Source organism: Microlunatus flavus (genome assembly GCF_900110855.1).
Lineage (GTDB): Bacteria > Actinomycetota > Actinomycetes > Propionibacteriales > Propionibacteriaceae > Microlunatus > Microlunatus flavus.
Genome location: NZ_FOFA01000001.1, coordinates 465,859 through 488,743, shown reverse-complemented (window position 1 = coordinate 488,743; position 22,885 = coordinate 465,859). Strand labels below are relative to the sequence as shown.

Genomic DNA, 22,885 nt, shown 5'->3' with positions numbered 1-22,885 from the left:
ATACGTATTGAGTGCACCCCGGAGGTGCACCCCAGGAGCTCGAGGAGGAGCACGATGACGGGGACTCCATTCAGCCGCCGGACCCTGCTGAAGGGGGGCGCCGCGGGCCTGAGCCTGGCTGCGCTGGGGACGAGCGCGGCCTGCGGGAGCGGCAGCGGCAGTGGTTCGGGGTCGAAGACCCTGAAGATGCTCTACTTCGGCGAGCAGTCGCAGGCCACCGAGCTGCAGAACCGGCTGCAGCCGGAGATCACCAAGCTCGACCCCGGGGTGACCTTCGAGATCGCAGCCATCAACGGCACCGACTGGAACGACTTCCTCGCCAAGGTGCTGACCCAGATCGCCGCGGGCACCCCGCCGGACATCATCAGCGTCGCCACCGAGGGCCTGCAGCTGATGGCCCAGAAGGAGCTGGCGATCCCGCTCGACGACTACGTCACCAAGGACATGGCGAACCTGAAGGAGTACTTCGCCGACGTCCACCCGGCGCTGATCGAGTCGATGATGTACCAGGGGCACCTCTGGGAGCTGCCGGACAGCTTCAACGCCGGGAACATGTTCTACGACACCAACCTCTTCCAGGCCGCCGGTCTCGACGCGCCGCCGCAGGACTGGACGATCGACGACTTCGAGAAGGCCGCGACCAAGATCGCCGGCACGAAGGGCGTGGACGCGTACGGCTGGGTGGTCCGGCTGTGGGGCAGCTGGACCTCGTTCATGTACGCCAACGACGCCAACCTGCTCGAGGAGGGCAAGTTCGACGGCGGCGACTGGTTGTGGAACTCCGAGGCCTACGCCGGCAACGCGGCCGCGCAGGGCCGCAAGGGCGGCTACCAGTGGGGGGCGCCGACGGCGAACTCGGCCGGCACGGTCGAGGCGTTGGACTACCTGATCCAGCTCACCAAGCGTGGCCTGTCCTCCTCGCCCGACGTCGGCGGTGGCGGCACCCTCCAGGGCCGCTTCGCCACCGGCAACATCGGCATGTCGATCGGTGGCGGCTTCTGGGCGGGCGGCTTGATCAACGCCGGCATGAAGAAGGGCTCCTTCGACGTCACCATGTTCCCGAAGTGGAAGAGCCAGCGGCACCTGTTCGGCGCCGGCGGCTACGCGATCTTCAAGTCCTCCAAGCAGAAGGACCTCTCCTGGGAGGTCCTCAAGCTGCTGGTCAAGCCGTCGAGCTTCGACCTCGTCTTCCCCGGCAACGTCACCACGCCCGGTCGCAAGTCGCTGATGACGGCCGAGCGCTACGCCACCACCGGTCCCAAGAACTGGAAGGTCTTCTACGACACCCTGACCGAGCACCCCGAGACCGCGCCCATCCCGGCGCCGCCGTACTACAACGCCATGGCGACGGCGCTCAACCAGCGCACGACGCAGGCGGTCTCCTCGGGCGACGCCAAGGCCGCGCTCGACGGACTGCAGGCCGACCTGGAGAAGGCCGCCGCGGCGGCGGGGAAGTAGATGGCGACCGTCACGGCGCCGGTCGCGGCCGGAGCCCGGACGCCGGAACGCCCGCGGCGCAGCAACCCGATCAAGCAGGGGGAGGGCCGGTTCGGCTTCGCCATGATCGGCCTGGCGGTCCTGTTCGTGACCGTCTTCACCGCGATCCCGATCGTCGCGTCGCTCGTGCTGTCGTTCTTCTCCTGGGACGTCATCTCCCCGCCGGAGTTCATCGGGATGGAGAACTACCGGCGGCTCCTCGACGACGGGCCGGTGCTCCGGTCGTTCGGCGTCACGATCGGCATGGCGATCGCGATCGTGGTGCTGCAGCTGAGCGTCGGGCTCGGGCTCGCGGTGCTGGTCAACGCCCGGGCCCAGGTCTGGCTGCGGACCTTCTTCCGCACCGCGTTCTACCTGCCGCTGCTCGCCTCGTCGGCCTCGGTGTCGATCTTCATGGGCTACCTGTTCGACTACAAGTTCGGCGTCGTCAACTACTACCTCGGGCTGGTCGGCATCTCGAACGTCCCCTGGCTGACCTCGGGCTTCGGAGCGGCCACGACGATCGTGCTGATCACGGTCTGGCAGCAGACCGGCTTCACCTTCGTGCTGTTCGTCGCGGCCCTGATGGCGGTCCCCACCGACGTCCTCGAGGCGTCGCAGATCGACGGGGCCGGCGGGTGGCGGACGTTCGTCGGCATCAAGGTGCCGCTGATCAGCCCGACCATCCTCTTCGCCGCGGTCGTCGCGCTGATCAACGCGATGCAGCTGTTCGACCAGCCCTACATCATGACCAAGGGCGGGCCCGGCACCTCCACCACCACGGTCACGATCTCGATGTACCAGCAGGGCTTCCAGAACCTGCAGTTCGGGTACGGATCGGCGATCGCCATCATCCTGCTCCTGCTGATCCTCGCGATCACCGGGCTGCAGTTCCTCGCGGCCAGGAAGTTGGTGTTCTACCAGTGAGCAGCCTCGTCCCCACGGGCGGTGCGGTCGTCGTCGAGACGCCGCCACCGACCCTCCAGGAGCACCGCGTCCCCGTCGTCCCCCGGGCGCAGCGTTCCACGCTCGCCCAGGTCGGCCGGGTCGTCGGGCTCCTGATCCTGATCATCGCCGCGATGACGGCCCTCGGGCCGCTGCTGTGGACGCTGACGACCTCGATGCGCACGCCGGCGGAGGCCTTCACCAACCCGCCGCAGTGGCTCCCGCTGCACCCCGACTTCTCCAACTACGCGGCGGTGTTCGACAAGATCCCGATCGAGCGGTTCTTCGTCAACAGCGTCGTCGTCACCGGCCTCATCGTGCTCGGCCAGACGGTCACCTGCACGTTGTCCGGCTACGCCTTCGCGATGGTCGACTTCCCGGGCCGCTCGGCGATCTTCGCGGCGTTCCTCGCCACGCTGATGGTCCCGCTGCAGACGATCATCATCCCGGTGTTCGTGATCGTGCGCTACCTCGGGCTGGCGGACACCACGATGTCGTTGGTGGTGTCGGCGCTCGGCAACGCCTTCGGCACCTTCCTGATGCGCCAGTACTTCATGCAGATGCCCCGGGAGCTCGGCGAGGCGGCGCGGATCGACGGCGCCGGCCACTTCCAGGTCTTCTCGCGGGTGTATGCGCGGATGGCCGGGCCGGCGATCGCCACGCTCGCGATCTTGAACTTCTCCGGCTTCTGGGCGGAGTTCTACCGCCCGCTGATCTTCTTGCAGACGCAGGACAACTTCACGCTGCCGCTCGGGCTCGTGGGGCTGCAGGGCAACCTGGGGACCGGCTCGATCTCGGTGGTCCTGGCCGGCGTCGTGCTCGCCATGCTGCCGAGCGTGGTGCTCTTCGTCGTCGCCCAGCGCTACTTCATCGCCGGCGTCACGGCGGGGTCGTCGCGGTGAGCGAGCTCGACCGCCTGCAGCGGGTGCAGGTCGCCGCGGCGTACCACCAGCCGCGCTACCACGTGCGTCCGCCGCGGGGGTTCCTCAACGACCCGAACGGTCCGGTCGTCCTCGACGGGGTCGTGCACCTCTACTTCCAGTCCCGGCCAGTCGCCGACCTGACGGTCCCGGTCGAGTGGGGTCACGCGACGAGCCCCGACTTCGTCCACTGGCAGCTGCACCGGCCGGCGATGGCCCCCCTTCCCGACGGCCTCGACCGTGACGGGTGCTGGTCGGGCAACACCGTCGTCGACGAGGGACGGATCCGGGCCTTCTACTCGGGCCGGATCCACGAGCTGCCGTACCAGTCGGTCCTGTCGGCCGTCTCGGACGACGGCGGGCGCACCTTCGGGCCGCCCGAGGTCGTGGTCGCCGATCCCGCACCCGAGGAGGGCGTCACCGTCTTCCGCGACCCGTTCGTGTGGCGGGCCGGGGACGGGTGGCGGATGGCCGTGGGGTGCGGCTACCCCGACGACGTGCCGGCGGTACGGCAGTACGCCTCCGACGACCTGCGCACGTGGAGGCGGGTCGACGACCTCGCGTCGATGACGCGCCACCAGCACGACGGCCTCGACCTGGGGTCCGCCTGGGAGTGCCCGCAGGTCCTGGAGCTCGACGGGCGCACCGTCGTGGTCGTGTCGACCTGGACCCCGCACGGGGGACCGATGGAGGTGCTCGCCCTGGCGACCGACGACCCGGGGCGTCCCGCGCTCGTCGACCACGGGTCCAGCTTCTACGCCTCGTCCGCGCTGCGGGAGAGCGAGCACGGGCCGCTGCTCTTCGGCTGGGTGCGGGAGGACCGCGACCAGCAGCAGTGGGCCCAGGCCGGCTGGGCGGGCGCGCTGTCGCTGCCGCGGCAGGTCTGGTGGGCTCCCGACGACACGGTCCGGTCGGCGCCCGTACCGAGCGTCGACGGGCTGCGACGGGGGCCGGTCCGGGCGGCCGACGGTGCCCAGGTGGGCGCCCAGACCGAGATCGTCGTCCACGACGCTCCGGCCACCGTGCGGCTGCGGTTCGGCCAGGACGACCCGGCCGAGGTCGTCGAGCTCGTCCTGGACGCCGGCGCGGGCACCCTCGTCCTCGACCGGACCCGCGCGAGCGCGAGCCTGGCCTCCGGCGGCGCGCCGATGACGGTGGACGATGCCTTCGACCCCGGCTCCGGCCGGCCGGCCGCGCGCGTGTTCGTCGACGGGTCGGTGATCGAGGTGTTCACGAGCGGCGGGCGGGTGCTGACCACGCGCGTCTACCCCTCCAGCCCGCCCCCGTGGACGGTCGAGGTCGACGGCACCGGCGAGGTTTGGGACCTCGGGGACGCGTCCTGACCCGAGCCGCCCGCCGCTCCGAGCGGCGGGCGGCTCAGGCCGGCGGAACCGTCACGCCGAAGCCGCGGACGGTGACGCGGGGCAGCGCCCAGCGCGGTTCGAGGAGCTCGGTGACCTTGGCCGAGGCGAGGGTGTCGAGGTCGCGCAGCCGGGCCGCGTACGCCTCCGGCCCCTGCCGCCGCCCCTCGGCGAGGGCGAGGACGTTGTGCCAGGCCTGCTCGCGGGCGCGGGGGAGGAAGCGGTGGGTGAGCCAGGTGTTGACCGGGATCATGACCGTCCCGCCGAGTCCGCCGTTGAGCAGCCGGCCCTCGGCGACGGTCCGTCCGGCGAGGACCGCGTTGATGCGGTCGTGGTCGCGCACCCGTGAGGCGACGAGCGGTTCCGAGGCCAGGTCGGCGTCGTCGATCACGGCGAGGATGGCCTGCGGCAGGTCCCAGTTCACGTGGGCGTTGAGCTCGACGAGGACGTGGACGAGCGGCGGCAGCGCCGGGTCGGCGGCGAAGGCGAGCCGCCACGGCCGCGGAACCGTCGTCCCGGACTCGTCGGCGTCGTGGGCGGCGAGGAAGAGCCCCGCGAACGTCACGTCCCAGCGCCGCACCCAGTCCGGGTCCTCGAACCCGCCCGCCGCGACCGCGCGGCCCACGGCCTCGGTGGTGCGGAGGTAGACCTCGAGGAACGTGCGCCGGTACGCCGACCGTGCGGGCAGCGCCTCGACCCGCTGCCGGAGCGCGTCGACGACCTCCGCGACGTCGGGGTCGACCGGGCCCTCCGCGCGGGACGCCGCGGGACCGCTCACGCCGGCGCGACCGGGCTCACGGCGGGCGCGGTGGCCTCGACCGCGTACGCCAGGCCCTGCAGCATCGGCATCGCGCGGCCGCGGGCCAGCGCGTCCTCCCGCTCGGCGTCACCGAGCGAGGCGCGGACCGCCGCGTCCAGCTGGGCGGCTGCCGGGCGCAGCGCCGGCCACACGGTCACCCCCACGAGCTCGCGGGTGCGCTCGGCCACCCCCATCAGCTCGGCGGCGACCGACGGGCGACCCTGCAGGAGGGCCACCGCGGCGAAGCCGTCGAGGCAGTTCGCGGAACCCTCCGAGTCGGCCAGGCGCTGGTGCGCCTCGGCCGCCGGCACGAGGCGGGCGCGGGCTCCGTCGACGTCGCCCGCCACGAGGGCGTCCACGCCGAGCAGGTCAAGCAGCTGGACCTCCAGGTAGTCCGACGCGATGCGCCGCGCCACGCCGAGCGCCTCCGTGTGGATGGCGACGGCCGCGTCGGGCTCGCCGCCGGCGAGCGCGAGCTGGCCCTGCACCGAGAGGGCGAAGGTCAGGCCCCACCCGTCGCGGAGCCGGCGGAACGCGGCCACGGCCTCCCCGATCAGCGCCCCGCGCTCCTGTGGCGTCGAGGTGGCGCGGGCCAGCGCGAGCCCGGCGAGGGCGAAGGCCCGGAGCCGCTCGACCCCGGGTCCCTCGAGGCAGGCCAGCAGCTCCTCGAGCAGCGGCTCGGCCGCGTCCAGCTGCCCCTGGCTGATCCGGAACATCCCCCGCGCCCACAGCAGCGAGGCCCGCGGGATCGTGCCCATCACCCGCGCGGACGGCAGCGCGGCGGCGGTCTCCGCGAGCTCGCTCATCTGCAGCAGCAGACCGCGGCCCCACCAGTAGGGGAAGAGCGGCGCCGAGAGGCTGATCACCGTCTCCGCGTCGTCGCCCGCCACGGCCCGGTCGGCCGCGGCGAGCAGGTCCTCCAGCTGGGTGTCGACGAGGTCGGCCGCGACCCGGTTGTCCGGGCCGAGCAGCGCGGGCCCGGTCTCCTGCGCGAAGGCCACCAGGTGGTGGGTCAGACGGGCGTACGTGGCGTCGCGCTCGTCGCCCTCCGCGAGGCGTTCGGCGGCGAAGCTGCGCACCGGCGACAGCATCCGGAACAGCAGCTGCTCGGGGTCGCTGTCGTCCAGCACCACGAGGCTCTCCGCGACCAGGGCCGACAGCGTCTCCTCGACCTCGAGGTCCCCGTCCGCCGCGCCGACGGCCTCGGCCGCCTCGAGCGTCCAGCGGCCCGTGAACACCGACAGCCGGGCGAGCAGGGTCCGCTGCGCGTCGCTGAGGAGGCTGTGGCTCCACTCCAGGGTCGCCCGCAGCGTGCGCTGGCGCGAGGGGGTGTCCACGGTCCCGACGCTGAGGTCGAGCGAGCGGTCCAGGCGCTGCCGCAGCCGCGCGAGCAGCGAGGCCGGCGAGAGGACCCGCAGCTGCGCGGCGGCCAGCTCGAGCGCGAGCGGGATGCCGTCGAGCAGGCGGCAGAGGTCGGCCACGGCGGCGGCGTTCGCCGGGGTGAGACGGAAGCCGGGACGGACCTGACGGGCGCGCGCCACGAGCAGCTCGACGGCCGCGGAGCCTGCGACCGCCTCCATCGTCTGCCCGTGACCCGTCGGCACGTCGAGCGGCGCGACGTTGAGGACGTGCTCCCCGCGCAGCCCCAGCACCGTGCGGCTGGTGACGAGGATCGACAGGCCGGGGCAGGCGTCGAGCAGCTGCGCGAGCTGCGGGGCGGCGTCGACGACCTGCTCGAAGTTGTCGAGGACGAGCAGCACCTCGCGGTCGCCGACGCGGTCGACCAGCACGTCGAGGAGGGCGCGGGTGCCCTCGCGGCGCACGCCGAACGCGGCCGCCACCGCGTCGACCACCCCGACGGCGTCCCGCACGGTCGCGAGGTCGACGAACCAGACGGCGTCCTCGTGGATGCTCGGGGCCAGCAGCGCGGTCTGCAGGGCGAGGCGGGTCTTGCCGATGCCGCCCGGCCCGATCAGGGAGACGAGCCGGACCCCGGGGTCGCCGAGCAGGCCGAGGACCTGCTGGACCTCGGCGTCGCGGCCGACGAGCGGCGTCGGGGGGACCGGGACGCGGCCGGGACGCAACGGTTCGGCGCCGACCGCGGACGGGGTCGGCCGGCTGGCCGCGAACCGTTCCGTGAGGAGCACGGCGAGGTCGTCGGCGAGCAGCTCGGCCAGCTCGTCGGCCGTGCGGAAGCGCTTGTACGCGGCCTGGTCGTCCTCGCGGATGCGGTTCAGCAGCTCCTTGAGGCGCGGCTGCTGCTCGACGCCGGCCTTGACGTAGATCAGCTTGGGCAGGTCGCCGGACAGGTTGTACTCGTCCTCGAGGCCCGACACCTCCTCGTCGGGCGCCACCCAGCCGTAGCTGCCGGCGTACACGCCGACGAAGACGTCGCTCTGCGCCAGGTACGCGCGGTAGAGGTCGCGCGGCGGGTGCGGCCGCGCCCCCAGCTCGAACATGACCGGGGTCAGGCGCAGCTGCGTGACGACGGCCTGGATGGCGCGGCGCTCGTCGGCCAGCTCCTGCAGCGTGGAGGAGACGAACACCCGCAGGCGCCGGTCGGGGGTGCTGATGGGGGCGACGGTGTCCGGCGACGCGGTGGTCATCGGGTCCTCCTGGTGGTCGAGCGGCGGGCGAGCGCGAGCCCGGCCACCCCGGTGGCGAGCGACACGACGAGCGCGCCGAGGTAGACGACGGACGCGGCCGAGCCCCAGGCGAAGACCTCGCCGTAGAGGACGAGCGCGAGCAGCTGGAGCAGGGCGAAGGCCACGTACGCGACGGCCGGGACGGTGACCCCGGCGACGTCGGCCCGCAGCGACAGCAGCGCGGCCACCGCCAGCGCGACCAGCCACGCGGCGATCATCCGGGCGGTGAGCGGCGTCAGGGTCCAGGGCCACCACCGCGCGGCGACGCCCGGGACGACCAGCAGGGCGACGCCGACGACGCCGAGGACCGCGCCCTGGAGGACCAGCAGGCCGACCAGCCAGCGGGGGAGCGGCCGACCCGGGGCCCGGTCGGCACGGGCGCTGCGGGAGGCGCGTGCCTGCCGCAGCACGACGACGAGCAGCGCCACCGGCACGACCAGGTAGACGGTCAGCCAGATCCACGCGGCGGCCCGGGCCACGAGGCCGGGTGCGGCGAAGTGGAAGCGGTCGAGGTGCAGCAGCGTCGCGAGCAGCGTCAGCACGGCGAACACGAGGACGGTGACGAGGGGGACGCGGGCGGTGCGCCAGGAGCGGGACCGCAGCGCGAGCACCGACAGCACGCACCCGGCCGCGTAGCTGGCGCCCAGGAACGCGGCCGACAGCGGCGGCTGGACCGTCCAGGAGAACAGGGTGGCGGTGCGGCGGGCCAGCACGAAGAGCTGGTTCGTCGCGACCAGGGTCAGCACGACGAACGCGACCAGCAGGACGCGGGTCGGGGCCTGGAGCCCCTGGCGCGTCTCGTCTCGGTCGACGGCGTGCTCGCGCACAGTCGTCACTGGTCCTCCGTCGGAGCTGGATCCGGCAACGTCGTCGTGGGTGCGGAACAAGGGGGCCGTCCGAGCATAGGACGCGCGGGACCGCTTCCCGCAGGCGGCTGACGGGCGCGCGCAGGGGCGGGCGCGCGAGGCCCGTACCGGGATGCGGACGGCGTGGGCGACGATGGGCCCGGCACGACCGGCGAGTGCCGGCACGTGCGTCCGTGCTCGCCCTCCCCCTTCCTCCCAGGAGCGACGTGTCCAGCCGTGAGCTGATCGACCCCGAGTCCTTGCCCGCGCTCGACGCGATGCTGGCGGCCGTGCCCGGCGGGCTGCACGCGATCCCCGACATCGTCCAGCGCCGCGCCACCTCGCGGGCCGTACGGGTCCGCCCGGAGGTGCCCGCCGACGCCCGGGTGGACAAGGAGGACCGGACCGTTCCCGGCCCCGAGGGGGAGCCGGACATCACCGTCCGGGTCTACCGCCCGAAGGGGGCGACCGGGCCGCTGCCCGGGGTGTACGTCATCCACGGCGGCGGGATGATCATGGGCGACGTCGAGGGGGAGGACCCGACCGCCACCTGGCTCTGCGACGCGCTCCCGGCCGTCGTGGTCTCGGTGGAGTACCGGCTGGCGCCCGAGCACCCCTACCCGGCCGGGCCCGAGGACTGCTACGCCGGCCTGGTGTGGACGGCTGCGCACGCCGACGAGCTGGGCCTCGACGCCGACCGGCTCGCGGTCTACGGCGGCAGCGCCGGGGGCGGCCTCGCGATCGCCACCGCCCTGCTCGCCCGCGACCGTGGCGGCGCCGCGATCCGCTTCCTGATGCCGCTCTACCCCATGCTCGACGACCGCAACGAGACGCCGTCGAGCCACGCGGTCACCGACGTCGGGGCCTGGGACCGCTCGGTCAACGTCGAGGCGTGGGCCTGGTACCTCGGCGGCCGGGAGGCCGACGGGTACGCGGCGCCGGCCCGGGCGGAGGACCTCAGCGGCCTCCCGCCGACCTACATCGACGTCGGCACCGTGGACCTCTTCCTCGACGAGGACGTCGACTTCGCGCAGCGCCTCGTCGCCGCGGGCGTCCCGACGGAGCTGCACGTGCTGCCGGGCAGCTACCACGCCTCGGAGAAGGTCGCCCCGGACGCCGCGCTCAGCCGACGGTTCTGGGCGCTGCGCCTGGACGCCCTGCGCCGCGCGCTCGCCTGACCAGCAGGACCCCCTGGGCTTGTCGAAGGGCCACGAAGAGGTCGGCTACTCCTTCAGCCGGGGAGGACGCTGACCCGTTCCGGGCCCTTCGACGAGCTCAGGGAGCGTCGACGAGCTCCGGGAGCGCCGACGAGGTCAGGGAGGGTCGACGAGGTCAGGGAGTCCTTCTCCGCCGACCGCCCCCGCGTGCTCGACCGCCCTTCGGGCCAGGGTCGGGAGCGGGCAGCACGACCTGCGCGCGGAGGTGCTCGTAGACGACGGAGGTGCGCACGTCGGCGACCTCGGGACGTTCGGTGAGCCGGTCGATGACGAACGCGTACAGGTGGTCGAGGTCGGGCACGGCGAGGTGCAGCAGGAAGTCCTCCGACCCGCTGGTGACGAAGACGCCCACCACCTCGGGCAGCGCGGCGGCCCAGGTGCGGAACCCCTCGATGTTCGCGCGCGACGGCGGGCGCACGCGCACCGCGACGAGGGCCTGCACCCCGCGCCCGAGCGCCGCGAGGTCGACGTCGAGGGTCGCGCCGCGGATGACGCCGCGGTCGCGCAGCGCCCGCGTCCGGTCCAGCGCGGTCGTCGGCGCGACCCCCACGGCGGCGGCCACGTCCCGGTTGGTCCGCCGTGCGTCGACCTGCAGCTCGCGCAGGATCGCCGTATCAAGGTCGTCGAACTGCGCCATCGGTGCACCCTAGCCGTACGACGTACGGCCTGTCTGGACGAGTACCGTCGGTACGACAAGACTCCTGGTGTGACGACGTACGAGCAGGAGACGGGGTTCGCCCAGGACGAGATCAGGATCGACGAGCCGACGCGTGCGGCTCGGCTCAAGTGGGTCGTCCTCGTCGACGCCACGCTCCCGGCCGGCCTCGCCGTGAACGCCGCGGTCTGCGTGGCCAGCGCCACGACCGCCGGGGTGGGCGGGCTGCTGGGTCCGGGGGCGACCGACGCCGCGGGTTCCGACCACCCGGGGCTGCCCTGGGCCGGCTGCTCGGTCCTCGGCGCCAAGCCCGAGCAGCTCGCGACGGTCCGGCGCAAGGCGGCCGCGGCCGAGGGCGTGTTCGTCGCCGACATGCCCGAGGCGGCGCAGAGCACCCGCGTCTACGCCGAGTACCTCGACCAGGTCGGTACGACCGCGGCCGAGGACCTGCGCTACCTGGCCGTCAGCGTCGTCGGGCCCCGCAACCGCGTCGACAAGCTGGTCGGCCGGCTGCCGCTGCTCGGCTGAGACCCCGCGCGTCAGGCGAGGACGCCGACCGCGAGGACCAGCGCGACCGCGGCGACGACGGCGAGGACGCACCACGCGTCCTGCCGGTCGAGGGCGACCGGGCGCCACGTGGTGCGCGGTCCGGTGCCCAGCCCCCGGGACTCGAGCGCCAGGGCGATCCGCTCGCCGGCGCGGATCGAGACGACCAGCAACGTGAACGCCGAGCGGACGAAGACGCGGGGCCCGAGGGCAGGGCGACCCCGTCGGTCGAGCGGCGCCCGGACCGCGTGGGCGTCGCGGATCGTCTGCCAGTGCTGGGGGAGCAGGTGCAGCAGCCGGTAGCCCGCGAGCACGGCGTACGCCGCCCGGGCGCTCAGCCGGGCCTGCTGGACGAGGCTGGTGAGCAGCCGCTGCGGAGTCGTGCTGACGACGAAGCCGGTCGACAGCACCCCGATCACGAGGGTGCGCAGGGCGAGCGCGACCCCGACCGTGACGCCCTCGACCGTCACCCGCAACGGGAGCCCGGGCGCCAGGAGGGTGCCGGGCCGGCTGAACGCGTTGACCAGGACGAGGCCCGCGCCGAAGGCCACGAACGGCACCTGCGCGGCCAGCAATCGCCGCACCCCCAGGTCGGTCGTCGCCAGGACCGCGGCGGCACCCAGGGCGTAGAGCGCGGCCAGGGTCACCGGGTCGAGCAGGAACAGGGTGACCACCGAGCAGCCGAAGAGCAGCGCGAGCTTGACGGTCGGGTTGCGCCGGGCGAGCCAGCCGTGGGGGTCGCCCACCGGGGCCCTCACGCCGCGACCGGCCGCTGCGGGTCCGGGGCCTGCGCCCGCAGCACCTGGGCGTCGAGTCCCTGCAGCACGGCACGGAGGTCGCCGTCGGTGCCGACCTCGTCCCGCAGCCACCGCAGCAGCGGCGGCAGCCGGAGGCCCGCAGCCGTCAGGGCGGTCTCGTCCCGCAGCAGGGCGAGCGGCGTGGTGTCGGCGACGAGGCGGCCCTCGCCGACCACCAGCACACGGTCGGCGTACGCGCAGAGGGTCCGCAGGTCGTGGCTGGAGAAGCACACCCCCTGCCCCTCGCCGACCAGGTCGGAGAGCGAGCGCATGACCGTCACGGTCGCCCGCCGGTCCAGGCCGTAGCCGGGTTCGTCGGCCAGCAGAAAGGGTCGGCGGTGCACGAGCATGGCGGCGAGACCGAGACGGCGCTGCTGCCCGCCCGAGAGCCGGAACGGGTCGTGGTCGGCGAACGCGTCGAGGCCGAAGCGTTCCAGCCAGGCCGTGACCTCCGGCTCGCGCTCCGCGGGCAGGCCGTACGCGACCTCGCGCCGCACCGACGACTGGGTGAGCTGGTGCTCCGGGTGCTGGAAGACCAGGCCCGCGCGCGGACCACGCAGCCGCCCGGCGGCCGGACGGGCCAGGCCTGCGAGGCAGCGCAGCAGGGTGGTCTTGCCGCTGCCGTTGCGGCCCACCAGGGCCACGAGCTCGCCCCGGTGCAGCCGCACGGAGACGTCGCGCAGGACGGGACGGGTCGACCGGGACGCGGTGACGGTCGCGCCCTCGAGGTCGAGCGGCTCGCCGCCCGGACGGGCGCGCGACCGGGGTGCGTCCAGGGCGAGGGCGAGGACCGCGGCGCGCACCCCCGCGGAGGCGAGACCGCCCGCCCGGCCGGTGACCGCGGCGAGCTCGGCGTCGAGGGGGAGCCAGCAGCCCATCGCCAGCAGGTCCGTGGCGTGGCGGGCGAAGACGTCGGCGCTGGCCCCGTCGGCGACGACCCGCCCGCCGCGGTCGAGGACCAGCGTCCGGCCGGGCAGCCCGTCGACGCCGGCGTCACCCGCGTACTCGTCCAGGCGGTGCTCGACGAGCACGACCGCCGCCGACGTGGTCCGGCGGCCCGACTCGACCGCCTCCCGCACGGCGGTCAGGCCGGGCCCGTCGAGCATCGAGGTCGGCTCGTCGAGGACCAGCAGCGCCGGTCGCCCCACCAGCGCGGCCGCCAGGGCGACCCGCTGGAGCTCGCCGCCGGACAGCTCCGTGGTGCTGCGCCCGCCCAGGTCGGAGGCCCCGACCACGGCCAGGGCCTGCGCGACGGCCGGCCCGATCGACGCGGGGTCGGCGCACCGGTTCTCGAGCGGGAAGGCCACCTCGTCGTCGACGTCGGGCAGGCACACGCCCGTCTGCGGGTCCTGGGCCACGGCGCCCACCGCGTGGGCGAGGGCGGCGACGCTGCTCGTGGCGACGTCGACGCCGCCGACGACCACGGAGCCGCGGACGCTCGCGTCGACAGCATGCGGGACCGCGCCCGTCAGGCAGCGCAGCAGCGTGGACTTCCCGCACCCCGACGGGCCGAGGACGAGCAGGTCCTCCCCGGCCGCGAGGTCGAGGTCGACCGGGCCGACCCCGTCGCCGCTCGCGTAGACCGCCTCCAGGTCACGCGCACGGACCAGGAGCGGATCAGCGGGCACGACGGACCGGGGGCGCCTGGCCGGCACGCCGGTCGCGCACGATCGCGAAGTTGTCGAGGACCCCGGTCCGCACCAGGGCGTCGACGAGGACCTTGGCCAGCAGCCCTCCGAGCACCACGCCGGACGCGAGCTGGACGGCGAGACGGAACCAGAACAGGTCCTGGCCGTACCAGCCGAACCGGAAGGCCGACCAGAAGAAGACCAGCCCCGCCCCGAGGAGCCCGGAGACCGCGAAGCGCGCCCAGCCGAACCGTCGGTAGCGCCCGAGCGCGAACGGCAGCTCGCTGCCGAGGCCCTGGATGGCGGCGGCGACGAAGAGCAGCGGCCCGACCGGGGAGCCGAGGAACACCACCTCGACGACCGACGCGATGACCTCGGCGAGGATGCCCACGAAGGGACGGCGGATGATCGCCACGGCCAGCGGGGCGACGAGCAGCCAGCCGCCGAGCAGGAAGTGCTGCGCCAGGTCGCCGGCCGGGCCCATGGCGACCGACAGCGCCGTCCAGCCCTGGACCAGGGCCCAGTAGAGGAAGCCGAAGACCGTGCCGAGCACGACCATCAGGACCAGGTCGCGCAGCGGCAGGGGAGCGCGGCGGGCCGGAGCGGTGCCGGTCTCGCGGGTCCCGGGGGTCTCGCGTGCGGTGCTCACCGGACCTCCCCGGCGGTGTGGCTCGGGCTGTTGAGCGAGACGGTGAGGTGGCTCGTCACGTGCTGGACGCTGCGGCCGACGCCGGTCCAGCCGGCGACGACGGTGCCCAGGACGTCGCCGAGGTCGCCGGCGAGGCGGGTGACGAAGTGCTCGGACGCGACGAACGTGCCGTTGTCGCGGGCGCGGGCGATGGCCGTGTAGATGTCGCGCATGTGGTCGGGCTCGACGTCGCCGGTCACCTCGTCGGCCAGCGGGTAGAGCGCCCACTCCGCCGTGGCGAAGTGCCCGGTGCGCACGCCGCCGGGCGTCTCGACGGCCCGCGGCCCGGCACCGCCGGGCAGGGCGCAGACGACCTCGCCCGGGCAGCCGCGCGAGAGGTGGACGACCATCGCGGCGTGCACGCCGCTGGCGGCGACCGCGGCGCCGAGCTGGGTCAGCCAGCGCAGCAGGTCGTGCTCGGTCCCGCCCGCGTACGTGCTGACGTCGCCGGTCTCGAGGACGAGGCCGCCGGCATCGGCGGACGCCAGGGCGTCGGTGATCAGCTCGACGTAGCGGTCGGCCATGACCGCGAGCGTCACGCGGGCGCCGACGCCGAAGGCGAGCGGGTCGTCGACCAGCGCCCTCGGGTCGTCCGCGGGGAGCAGGGTGGGGGTGGTCGTGCTGGGCACAGGGGAGACCTTCCGTCGACGGACGGCACGGAAGGCGGTGGTGAAGACCTTCAAGCTCCCTGCGCTGGCATGATCCAGATCAGGTTCTACGGTCGGAGTTCGAGTACTCCCTCTCAGCCCGGCTCACCGGACTCCCGTGCACTGCGGGAGACCCTAGTCCGTCGCCGACCGGGCCCCGGGGAGGGGCGGCCGGTCGACGACCCGGCGGCAGAGCCGCCTCGAGACGAGGCTCAGACCTCGTCGTCGAACGTCGCGTGGTCGATGCGGCGGTGGTAGCGCATCCCGGCCAGCCCGCCGAGGATGGCGCCGACCAGGGCGACCACGGCGACGGCGACGATGCTGATCACGGCGCCGACGGTGGCCGACTGGCCGCTGACGGGCAGGCTCGGCAGGCCGCTCAGGCGGCTGAGGACGTTGAACTGGTCGCCGGCGATGAAGCCGAGCACACCGAGCACGATGGCGACGATGATCGCCCACAGCCAGACGCCGACGCCCTGCTTGACGCCGTTGAAGCGCGCCATCCGGCCGGCCACGTACCCGCCGGCGAGGTAGGCGACCAGCACGACGACCAGCAGCACGATCGCCGCGGTCAGGCCGATGGCCGGGGCGTTGGCGCCGGCCTGCTGCGGGGTGAGCCCGGTGTTGACGCCGATGCCCACGCTCGCGGCGGCGAGCAGCCCGGTGAGGATCACGGCGGTGCCCGTGGCGGCGAGCCAGCCGAAGAAGCACGCGCCGAACTTCATGCCGCCGAAGCGGTCGCGCTGCTGGCGCACGAGCTCGCGGTTGTCCGTGGAGCCGGGGGCGGGGGTCGCCGGGGCGGGCCGGTAGCCCCCGGTGCCGCCGGACGGGTTGGTCCCGGTGCCGCGGTCGTCCCGCGGCGGGTTCACTGCACTGCTCATGGCTGCTCCGAACGTCGGTGGTGCACCGCGACCCGAAAGGTATCGCGGTCGGCAGAGACGGACCGGCCACCACGCCCGTACGGGTCGTGGTGGCCGGTTCGTCGTGCGGCAGGTGGTGCTACGAGCGGGACTCCTGCACGGCGTCCTTGGACGACGCGGCCTGGTCCTTGACGTCGCCGGCGGCCGACTGGCCCTCCGACTTGACGGTCTGCACGCCCTCCTGGGCGGTGTCCTTGACCGCGGCCGCGGCCTCCTGGGCCGGCTGCTTGAGGTTGTCGGCAGCCTCCTTGGCGACCTCGGTCAGCTGCTGCTTGGCCGGCTCCGCCTTCTCCTTGAGCGCCGAGACCGCGTCCTGCTCGCGCTCGGTGGACGGGATGACGGCCGAGATCAGCATGCCGAGGCCGAAGGCCACGACGCCGGCGGCGAGGGGGTTGCCCCGGGTCCGCGCCTTGACGTTGCCGGGGGCGTTGCTGACGGCGTCCTTGGCCGAGCCGGTGGCGTCGGAGAGCGAGTCGCGGGCCGAGCCCGTGGTGCCGCCCACGTGGTCGCGGGCGGAGCCCACCTTGTCCTGCACGGCGCCCTTGGCGTCCTCTGCTGTTCCCATGATCGAATCCTTCAGGCCGGTGACACGGTCGCGCACGGACTCCTTGACGTCGTCCGCCTTGCGTCGCGCGATGTTCTTGGGGTTGGCCTCGTCGGCCAGGGTGTCCACGTCGGCGCTCAGGCGGGCGCGGGTGGCTTCGATGTCGGCGCGGATCTGCTCCGGGTCGTTGCTGGTCATCGGTTTCGCTCCTCTTGCCCCTTCAGGGCGTTCGGTATCTTGCCGACGGTGTCGGCGGTCTGCGGCAGGCCCTTGACCCGGGCCAGCTCCTTCTTGCCGGCGAGCGCGAGCACGACGGCGACGATCAGCCACACCAGGGCGACGACGAGCGCCGACCACTGGTTGCCGATGAACTGGCCGAGGCCCCACCAGGCCGAGACCGACACGAAGACCAGCAGCAGCAGGCCGGCCACGGCGGCGCCGGCGAACATGCCGACGCCCTTCCCGGCCCGGCTCGCGGACTGGCTGGCCTCGGCCTTGGCGAGCGTCAGCTCCTGGCGGACCAGCGTGGACAGGTCCTTGCTGACGTCACCGAGCACCTGGCCGAGCGACCGGCGCTCCTCCTCCGACTCCTGAGGCACGTACGGGCTGCTCACCGGACGTCGCCGGGATTCGTGCCGTAGGTCGAGCCCTGGCTGCCGTACGGGTCGGCGAGGCCGCCGCCCTCGACGTAGCCCTGGTCGCCGTAGCCCGGCTGGGTGGCCGGCGGCTGGTCGCCGTAGGTGCCGCCGCTCGGGTAGCCGGTCGGGCCGGTCTGGCCCTGGTAGCTGGTCGCCGGGGCGTCGGCGTAGCCGAGCTGGCCGGTCGTGTACGCGGGCTCCGCGTACGTCGAGGGCTGGCCGGTGGTGAGCTCGGGGGTGCTGGTGCCCGTCACGCCCGACTCGGCGCGGTGCTCGTCGACGGCGCCACGGGTCAGGCGACCCACGACGACACCAGCGGCGAGCGCGGAGAGCAGGAAGGCGCCCGGACGGCGGCGCGCGAAGCGGCGCACCTCCTCGAGGACGTCGGCCGGCTCGTGGTTCTCGATCCAGTGCCCGGCCCCGCCGATGCGGCGCGAGAGGTCCTGCACGAGGTCCTTGACGGGCCCGTCCTCCGGGGAGCCGGAGGCCAGCGAGCCGAGCTCCTTGGCGTACGAGTGCGCCAGGTTCGAGATGCGGTCCTTCTGGTTGCCGACCTGCGAGCCGGCCTCGCCGCGGACCTGGTCGAGCAAGTTCGACGCCTGGGCCTTGGCCTCGCCGACCACGTTGGACGCCTGCTCCTTGGCGGTGCCGGCGACCTGCTGGGCGGCGCCCGCCGCGGTGTCCTTGACCTGGCCGGCCTCGGCCTTGGCGGTCTCCTTCGTGGAGCCGCTGCCGGAGCCGCTGCCGAGGCCGCTGCCGGCCGCGGTCGCGCCGGTGTCGTCGCCGTAGGTGGCGGGAGCGGGGTCGCTGATGCCGTAGCCGGGGGCGACCGGAGCCTGCCCGCCCGGGCCGAACGTGGCGGATCCTGCGTCGCCGTAGGGATCTGTCGTCATGGGTGTTCCTCCTTGGTTGTCCGGGTGCCTCCGTCGTCGGCACCCGCCTCGTCGTGCTGCGCGCCCGCCGCGCCTGGTGTTGCGGTCGTGGGCGTGCGGGCGTCCGTGCTCGTCGTGCTGACCTCGACCTGCTCGCGCAGGAGGTCGGCGGAGACGATGACGTCCGTGGCCACCACCCGGGTGCGTACCCGGATGCGCTCGACCGGAACAACTTCGATCGTCGGCACCACCTGCTCGGCGTGCAGCACGATGTCGAAGCCGTCGTCGTCCGGGTCGGTCGAGACGATCTGCGACTCCCGGGACGGTTCGGTGCCCGGCTCGTCGCCGGGCAGCTCCTCCACCTCCAGCACCTCGCGGCGCACGGTGAAGGTCTGGGTCACCTCCTCGGTGACCACCCGCTTGCGGAGCCGCACGCGGCCGCGGACCCGGACCGGGAAGGCCACCCGGGCCCGCTCCTCGGAGCGCACCACCGAACCGGCGGTGCGCCCCGAGGTCTCGTCGTCGTCGGTCACGACGTTCAGCGGCGGTCGGCGTCCGTGCCGCGCGTGGTCGTCGCGTCGTCGTCCTCGAGCTCGATGTGCTCCTTGCGGGCGTCGGTGGAGACGGTCGTCTCGTCGGTCACCGTCTCGGTGCCGAGCTTGACGCGCTCGACCGCGACGGCCTCCTTCTCGACCACGGGGACCTCCTCGTGGAGGACGACCTCGTGCTCCTCCTCGCTGATGGCCGGGCCGTCGTACGCCTCGCCCGCGTTCGCGTCGGTGATCGGCTCACGCTCGAGGGTGACCTCCTCGTGGCTCACCGGAACCGTCTGGGAGACGGTCTCGGTGGTCACGTACTTGCGCAGCCGGGCACGACCCGCCTCGCGGCTCTGCGTGCCGACGGCGACCCGCTCCTCCGAGCGCGTCATGGCGTCGTCGGTCGTGGGGCCCGAGGTGTCGTGGCCCTGCGTGCCGTGCTCGTTCACGCCGCGGTCGGCACCCGCACGGCCGGCCGAGGTCGTGTCCACGTCGTCGCGCAGGTCCGCACCGGCGACGCCAGTGCCCGTCGTGGTGCCCGTCGTGGTGCCCGTCGTGGTGCCGGTCGTGGTGCCGGTGGTCCCGGTGGAGGAGAGGCCGTAGTACTCGTAGAGCCGGTCCTCGTCCTCGGGGCTGATCGAGCCGTCGTCGTCGACGCGCGGGGCGCCCTTGATCTGGTCCTCGCCGTAGGTGACGACGATGTCGTCGCCACGGACGTCGGCGCCGTGCAGCGGCACGAAGGACTGCGAGGTCCCGAAGAGGCCGGTCTTGACCGTGACCCAGCTCGGCTCGCCCGTGCTGTCGTCGAGGTAGACCTGGCCGATCCCGCCGACCTTCTCCGAGCCCGCGTACACGTGGCCCCGTCCGGACAGCTTCTGCAGCTGATCGGTGGTGATGCTCATCCCTGCTCCTCCTCGTCGTGCCCCGTGCCGGCTCGTCCCCTGGTGGGACTGCTCGGCGCTGGGCGCTCGTCCGGCCTGCGCCGCCCCCGGGGCGGCACCCGTGGGGGCCGCTCGCTGGGGCTTACGGTGTAAGCCTTCTCGGAACTTACAGCGTAAGCCGGGACCGGGGCGGGGCCGGTACACCCCTACGGGGGAGGATGGGGCGATGCCCGACAGCGCAGGTCTCAGTGGCCCGGTACCCCAGGGGCGCGGGCTGAATCGTGAGAAGATCGTGAACGCCGCCTTGCGGTTCATCGACGCGCGAGGGACCCAGGGCCTTTCGATGCGCAACCTCGCCCAGGTGCTCGGCGTCGAGGCCATGTCGCTCTACCGCTACGTCAAGGGACGCGAGGACCTGCTCGAGGGCGTGGTCGCCAGCCTGCTGGCCGACGTGACGAGCGGGCTCGACGGCAAGCTCAGCGAGCACTGGCAGGGCTTCCTGCAGACCGTGGCGCACGAGATCCGCCGCATCGCGATCGAGCACCCGAACGCCTTCCCCCTCGTGGCCACCCGCCACCCGGCCGCGCCGTGGCTGCGCCCCCCGCTGCGCAGCATCGAGCTCGTCGAGACCTTCCTGCGGACCCTGCGGGCGCACGGGATGAGCGACGAGCAGGCGGTGGGGGCGTACCGGGCCTTCAGCAGCTTCCTGCTCGGGCAGCTGCTCCTCGAGGCCGCCGTCCGGGGGGCCGCCACGTCACCGGCGGAGGAGCCGGTGGACGAGGGCGGCGCGGCGCTGCCGCACGAGGACGGCACGCTCGACCTCAGCGGGACCCCGGAGGTGCTGCGGCTCCGGCCGCTGCTGAGCGAGGACCGCAGCCAGGAGGAGTTCGAGGTGTCCCTCGAGACGCTGCTCGACCGGCTGGACGCAGAGCTGTCGCAGTAGCCGGCGCTCCGGTCGAGGCTCCCTGAGCCTGTCGAAGGGCCCCGGAGGGGTTGGCGTCCTGCGCTGCGGTCGCGGCGCCCCGGCGGACGCTCCGTGAGCCTGTCGAAGGGCCCCGAAGGGGTTGGCGTCCTTCGCTCCGGTCGCTGCACTTCCGCAGGGGGTCAGGCGCCCTCAGGAACTGTCGGCGGGCCGCCCTAGCGTGACCCCATGGAGAGCTTCGACGACTTCCTGAGGCGCCGCGAGGCGGCGTCGAACGCCTACATCGCCGGTGACCCGGAGGCCCTGAGGGCGATGCTGACGACCGCCGAGCCGGCCACGTTCCTCCCGCCGTCCGGCGCGGTGGTCGAGGGGGCGGGCCCCGTCGCCGAGGCCCAGGTGGCGGGCGCGGCGGCCTTCGGGCCGGGCAGCACCGGCCGGTTCGAGGTGCTGGGCTCGGGCTCGAGCGGCGACCTCGCCTACTGGACGGGGCGGCAGGTGGCGTCGATGGACGTCCGCGGCCGCGCCGAGCCGGTGGAGATGGTGCTGCGCACCACCGAGGTGTTCCGCCGCGAGGACGGGGAGTGGCGGCTGGTCCACCGGCACGCGGACCTGGCGCCGCCGGCGGGTTGAGCGCCCGGCGTCAGCGGCGGCGGTCGGTGACCCGGCGCAGCGCCTGGCGGGCGACGGCGAACGCGCGGCGACGCCGGGACAGCCGGAGCGCGCCGGGCTGGGCGAGCAGCGGCGGCAGGGCGGCCGCGAAGAGCCGGGGCCCGCGCAGCGAGCGCAGGGCCAGCGGCACGGAGGCCACCGCGATCCGCCGGCTGCTCGTCGCCGGGACCTGCCACCAGGGCGTGCGCACCCCGTGGCCGAGCGTGAGCAGCGTGCCGGACGGGCCGGTGAGCCGGACCGTCACGCCGTGCTCGTCGAGGGTGCGGGCGAGCGGCCGGACGAGCGGGCGCGTGCCCGACCCGGCCAACGACGGGGTGGTCGAGAACTCGACGGTGACCTCGGAACCGTCGGCCCGCACCCGTCCCGTGACCGGGGTCGGGTGCGGGCCGCGCGCGGTCCCGTCGGGGACGACCTGGAAGGCCAGGTCGGCGACGATCTTCACGGGCGAGGACTCAGCTCAGTGCTGGTCGTCGCTGGTCGTGATCTGCAGCGTCCCGTCGAACTTCCACACGGCACGCGGCGCGTCCGCGCCGGTGTCGCGGGGGACCTCGACGGTCATGTCGATCAGCTTGTAGTTGATGACGGCGCCGCGGCCGGTCAGGTAGGTCCACATCTCCTTGCCCAGCTGGGTCCAGGACTGCGGCTCGGTGGACTGGCTCTCGACGGGCTGCTCGCTCATGCGGCTCCTCCTCGTGGGGTTGGTCGCAAAGCCCTTCTGACCCGCGGCCTCCCTGGTTGCACCCGACCGTAGGGCGAGACGCGCCGAGCGCTCACACCGCCCGGCAGGTCGCCGCCCGGAACCGCCCGACGCGGCCCCGGGTGACCGTAGGGTGTCGCCCGTCCGCGCCTCCTCCGAGGATGCGCATCCCCCGCGAAGGACCGGTGACCGTGCCCGACGACTACCCGCCCCGCCCCGAGGGCCAGCAGCCTTACGGCGACCAGCCCCAGCAGCCCTCCGGCCAGCAGCAGCCCTACGGCGACCAGCAGCAGCCGTACGGGCAGCAGCCCCAGCAGCCGTACGGGCAGCAGCCCTACGGCGAGCAGGCGCCGCAGTCCTACGGCCAGCAGCCGTACGGCGAGCAGGCGCCGCAGTCCTACGGCCAGCAGCCGTACGGCGAGCAGGCCCCTCAGCCCTACGGCCAGCAGCCGTACGGGCAGCCGGATCCCTACGGGCCGGGGCAGCAGCCGTACGGCCAGGTCGGCGAGGTCCCGCTGTCGCAGCCGCTCTACGGCGCCACCATCGGCCAGGCGGTGAAGCGCTTCTGGAAGAAGTACGCGACGTTCAGCGGGCGCGCGAGCCGGAGCGAGTTCTGGTGGTGGATCCTCGTGTCGTCGCTCGTGTCGATCGTGCTCAACATCATCAGCCAGGCCACCGCCGGGCCGCAGCCGCTGCCGCCGACCGACCAGTCCCAGTTCGGCACCTACTTCGGCGAGGTCCTCGGCTGGTCGTTCCGGGCGTCGCTCGGCTCGATCATCTGGGGCCTGGCCACCTTCGTCGGTCTCCTCGCGCTGTCGGCCCGCCGCCTCCACGACACGAACCGGTCGGGCTGGTGGTACCTCCTCTCCCTGATCCCCGTCGTCGGCTCGATCATCCTGATCGTGTTCTGGGCCTCCGCGCCCGTGCCGCAGGGGCAGCGCTACGACCGTCAGCCCTAGGTCCTGACCCTCGGCCGGCACCGGCGCGCACCGGTTGCGCGACGGTGCCTGCCGACGGAGGAGGGCGTGGTGTGAGGA

The 22,885-nt window shown here is 73.8% G+C and carries 25 protein-coding genes and 1 riboswitch; of the genes, 9 read left to right on the top strand and 16 right to left on the bottom strand.

Annotated features, from left to right (window positions below):
- Positions 1-54 precede the first annotated feature (54 nt).
- From BMY04_RS02415 to BMY04_RS02400, 4 genes are read left to right on the top strand one after another with little or no spacing between them, the layout of a single operon-like run.
- Positions 55-1,458, top strand: a complete 1,404-nt coding sequence (locus BMY04_RS02415) for an ABC transporter substrate-binding protein (protein WP_091177502.1) — start codon at positions 55-57, stop codon at positions 1,456-1,458.
- Positions 1,459-2,403 carry a carbohydrate ABC transporter permease gene (locus tag BMY04_RS02410; RefSeq protein WP_232506050.1) on the top strand — a complete coding sequence of 315 codons (945 nt, stop codon included), beginning with the start codon at positions 1,459-1,461 and terminating at the stop codon, positions 2,401-2,403.
- Positions 2,400-3,323, top strand: a complete 924-nt coding sequence (locus tag BMY04_RS02405) for a carbohydrate ABC transporter permease (protein WP_232506049.1) — start codon at positions 2,400-2,402, stop codon at positions 3,321-3,323. The genes BMY04_RS02410 and BMY04_RS02405 overlap by 4 nt, the downstream gene beginning before the upstream one ends.
- Complete coding sequence (locus BMY04_RS02400) at positions 3,320-4,684, top strand: glycoside hydrolase family 32 protein (protein WP_091177501.1); 1,365 nt, start codon at positions 3,320-3,322, stop codon at positions 4,682-4,684. Before BMY04_RS02405 ends, BMY04_RS02400 begins: the two co-directional genes overlap by 4 nt.
- 34 nt (positions 4,685-4,718) lie before the next feature.
- On the opposite strand, the gene BMY04_RS02395 is transcribed toward BMY04_RS02400, so the two are convergent.
- The 3 genes from BMY04_RS02395 to BMY04_RS02385 are packed head-to-tail and all read right to left on the bottom strand — an operon-like array spanning position 4,719 to position 8,982.
- Positions 4,719-5,480 (bottom strand): DUF5995 family protein, encoded by a 762-nt coding sequence (locus tag BMY04_RS02395; protein ID WP_091177500.1) that lies wholly within the window; start codon positions 5,478-5,480, stop codon positions 4,719-4,721.
- A complete protein-coding gene (locus tag BMY04_RS02390; RefSeq protein WP_091177499.1) occupies positions 5,477-8,107 on the bottom strand; it encodes a DUF4062 domain-containing protein in 2,631 nt (876 codons plus the stop codon). The genes BMY04_RS02395 and BMY04_RS02390 overlap by 4 nt, the downstream gene beginning before the upstream one ends.
- On the bottom strand, positions 8,104-8,982 hold the full coding sequence (locus tag BMY04_RS02385) for a hypothetical protein (RefSeq protein WP_139209714.1): 879 nt from the start codon (positions 8,980-8,982) through the stop codon (positions 8,104-8,106). Before BMY04_RS02385 ends, BMY04_RS02390 begins: the two co-directional genes overlap by 4 nt.
- Positions 8,983-9,218: 236 nt before the next feature.
- On the opposite strand from BMY04_RS02385, the gene BMY04_RS02380 reads away from it, so the two are divergent.
- Complete coding sequence (locus BMY04_RS02380) at positions 9,219-10,169, top strand: alpha/beta hydrolase (RefSeq protein ID WP_091177497.1); 951 nt, start codon at positions 9,219-9,221, stop codon at positions 10,167-10,169.
- A 154-nt stretch (positions 10,170-10,323) separates the two neighbouring features.
- On the opposite strand, the gene BMY04_RS02375 is transcribed toward BMY04_RS02380, so the two are convergent.
- The gene (locus BMY04_RS02375) at positions 10,324-10,845 is read right to left on the bottom strand and encodes an Lrp/AsnC family transcriptional regulator (protein WP_091177496.1); all 522 of its coding nucleotides are present in this window, start codon (positions 10,843-10,845) and stop codon (positions 10,324-10,326) included.
- A gap of 69 nt (positions 10,846-10,914) precedes the next feature.
- Here BMY04_RS02375 and BMY04_RS02370 point away from each other — a divergent pair, with 69 nt between their 5' ends.
- Positions 10,915-11,391, top strand: a complete 477-nt coding sequence (locus tag BMY04_RS02370) for a DUF2000 domain-containing protein (RefSeq protein WP_170853955.1) — start codon at positions 10,915-10,917, stop codon at positions 11,389-11,391.
- A gap of 11 nt (positions 11,392-11,402) precedes the next feature.
- Here BMY04_RS02370 and BMY04_RS02365 read toward each other — a convergent pair whose 3' ends face one another.
- The 10 genes from BMY04_RS02365 to BMY04_RS02320 form a co-directional block, all read right to left on the bottom strand.
- Positions 11,403-12,167 carry an energy-coupling factor transporter transmembrane component T family protein gene (locus tag BMY04_RS02365; protein ID WP_091177495.1) on the bottom strand — a complete coding sequence of 255 codons (765 nt, stop codon included), beginning with the start codon at positions 12,165-12,167 and terminating at the stop codon, positions 11,403-11,405.
- Entirely contained in the window at positions 12,164-13,834 is a 1,671-nt protein-coding gene (locus BMY04_RS02360; RefSeq protein ID WP_170853954.1) for an ABC transporter ATP-binding protein, read from the bottom strand. Before BMY04_RS02360 ends, BMY04_RS02365 begins: the two co-directional genes overlap by 4 nt.
- The gene (locus BMY04_RS02355) at positions 13,824-14,483 is read right to left on the bottom strand and encodes an ECF transporter S component (RefSeq protein WP_198409891.1); all 660 of its coding nucleotides are present in this window, start codon (positions 14,481-14,483) and stop codon (positions 13,824-13,826) included. The genes BMY04_RS02360 and BMY04_RS02355 overlap by 11 nt, the downstream gene beginning before the upstream one ends.
- Complete coding sequence (locus BMY04_RS02350; protein ID WP_198409890.1) at positions 14,480-15,151, bottom strand: YkoF family thiamine/hydroxymethylpyrimidine-binding protein; 672 nt, start codon at positions 15,149-15,151, stop codon at positions 14,480-14,482. The genes BMY04_RS02355 and BMY04_RS02350 overlap by 4 nt, the downstream gene beginning before the upstream one ends.
- Positions 15,152-15,190: 39 nt before the next feature.
- Positions 15,191-15,299: riboswitch (TPP riboswitch) on the bottom strand.
- A gap of 82 nt (positions 15,300-15,381) precedes the next feature.
- Complete coding sequence (locus BMY04_RS02345) at positions 15,382-16,050, bottom strand: hypothetical protein (protein ID WP_198409889.1); 669 nt, start codon at positions 16,048-16,050, stop codon at positions 15,382-15,384.
- Between the two features lie 118 nt (positions 16,051-16,168).
- Positions 16,169-16,831: a DUF3618 domain-containing protein gene (locus tag BMY04_RS02340; protein WP_091177493.1), complete on the bottom strand. Its 663-nt coding sequence runs from the start codon at positions 16,829-16,831 to the stop codon at positions 16,169-16,171.
- The gene (locus BMY04_RS02335; RefSeq protein ID WP_198409888.1) at positions 16,828-17,232 is read right to left on the bottom strand and encodes a phage holin family protein; all 405 of its coding nucleotides are present in this window, start codon (positions 17,230-17,232) and stop codon (positions 16,828-16,830) included. The genes BMY04_RS02340 and BMY04_RS02335 overlap by 4 nt, the downstream gene beginning before the upstream one ends.
- 11 nt (positions 17,233-17,243) lie before the next feature.
- Positions 17,244-18,164: a hypothetical protein gene (locus tag BMY04_RS02330; RefSeq protein WP_091177491.1), complete on the bottom strand. Its 921-nt coding sequence runs from the start codon at positions 18,162-18,164 to the stop codon at positions 17,244-17,246.
- The gene (locus tag BMY04_RS02325; protein WP_170853953.1) at positions 18,161-18,676 is read right to left on the bottom strand and encodes a DUF2382 domain-containing protein; all 516 of its coding nucleotides are present in this window, start codon (positions 18,674-18,676) and stop codon (positions 18,161-18,163) included. Before BMY04_RS02325 ends, BMY04_RS02330 begins: the two co-directional genes overlap by 4 nt.
- A 5-nt stretch (positions 18,677-18,681) precedes the next feature.
- Positions 18,682-19,581, bottom strand: a complete 900-nt coding sequence (locus BMY04_RS02320) for a DUF2382 domain-containing protein (RefSeq protein ID WP_091177489.1) — start codon at positions 19,579-19,581, stop codon at positions 18,682-18,684.
- Between BMY04_RS02320 and BMY04_RS02315 the strand changes: the two genes are divergently transcribed.
- Together BMY04_RS02315 and BMY04_RS02310 are read left to right on the top strand one after the other, a co-directional pair.
- Complete coding sequence (locus BMY04_RS02315; protein WP_332452305.1) at positions 19,574-20,503, top strand: TetR/AcrR family transcriptional regulator C-terminal domain-containing protein; 930 nt, start codon at positions 19,574-19,576, stop codon at positions 20,501-20,503. The genes BMY04_RS02320 and BMY04_RS02315 overlap by 8 nt on opposite strands.
- A 207-nt stretch (positions 20,504-20,710) precedes the next feature.
- Positions 20,711-21,112 carry a YybH family protein gene (locus tag BMY04_RS02310; protein ID WP_091177487.1) on the top strand — a complete coding sequence of 134 codons (402 nt, stop codon included), beginning with the start codon at positions 20,711-20,713 and terminating at the stop codon, positions 21,110-21,112.
- A 10-nt stretch (positions 21,113-21,122) separates the two neighbouring features.
- Here BMY04_RS02310 and BMY04_RS02305 read toward each other — a convergent pair whose 3' ends face one another.
- Both BMY04_RS02305 and BMY04_RS02300 read right to left on the bottom strand, forming a co-directional pair.
- The gene (locus tag BMY04_RS02305; protein WP_091177486.1) at positions 21,123-21,593 is read right to left on the bottom strand and encodes a hypothetical protein; all 471 of its coding nucleotides are present in this window, start codon (positions 21,591-21,593) and stop codon (positions 21,123-21,125) included.
- A 15-nt stretch (positions 21,594-21,608) separates the two neighbouring features.
- Positions 21,609-21,830, bottom strand: coding sequence for a hypothetical protein (locus tag BMY04_RS02300; RefSeq protein ID WP_091177485.1), 222 nt, complete (start codon positions 21,828-21,830; stop codon positions 21,609-21,611).
- Between the two features lie 209 nt (positions 21,831-22,039).
- On the opposite strand from BMY04_RS02300, the gene BMY04_RS02295 reads away from it, so the two are divergent.
- A complete protein-coding gene (locus BMY04_RS02295) occupies positions 22,040-22,807 on the top strand; it encodes a DUF805 domain-containing protein (protein ID WP_232506047.1) in 768 nt (255 codons plus the stop codon).
- Positions 22,808-22,885 lie beyond the last annotated feature (78 nt).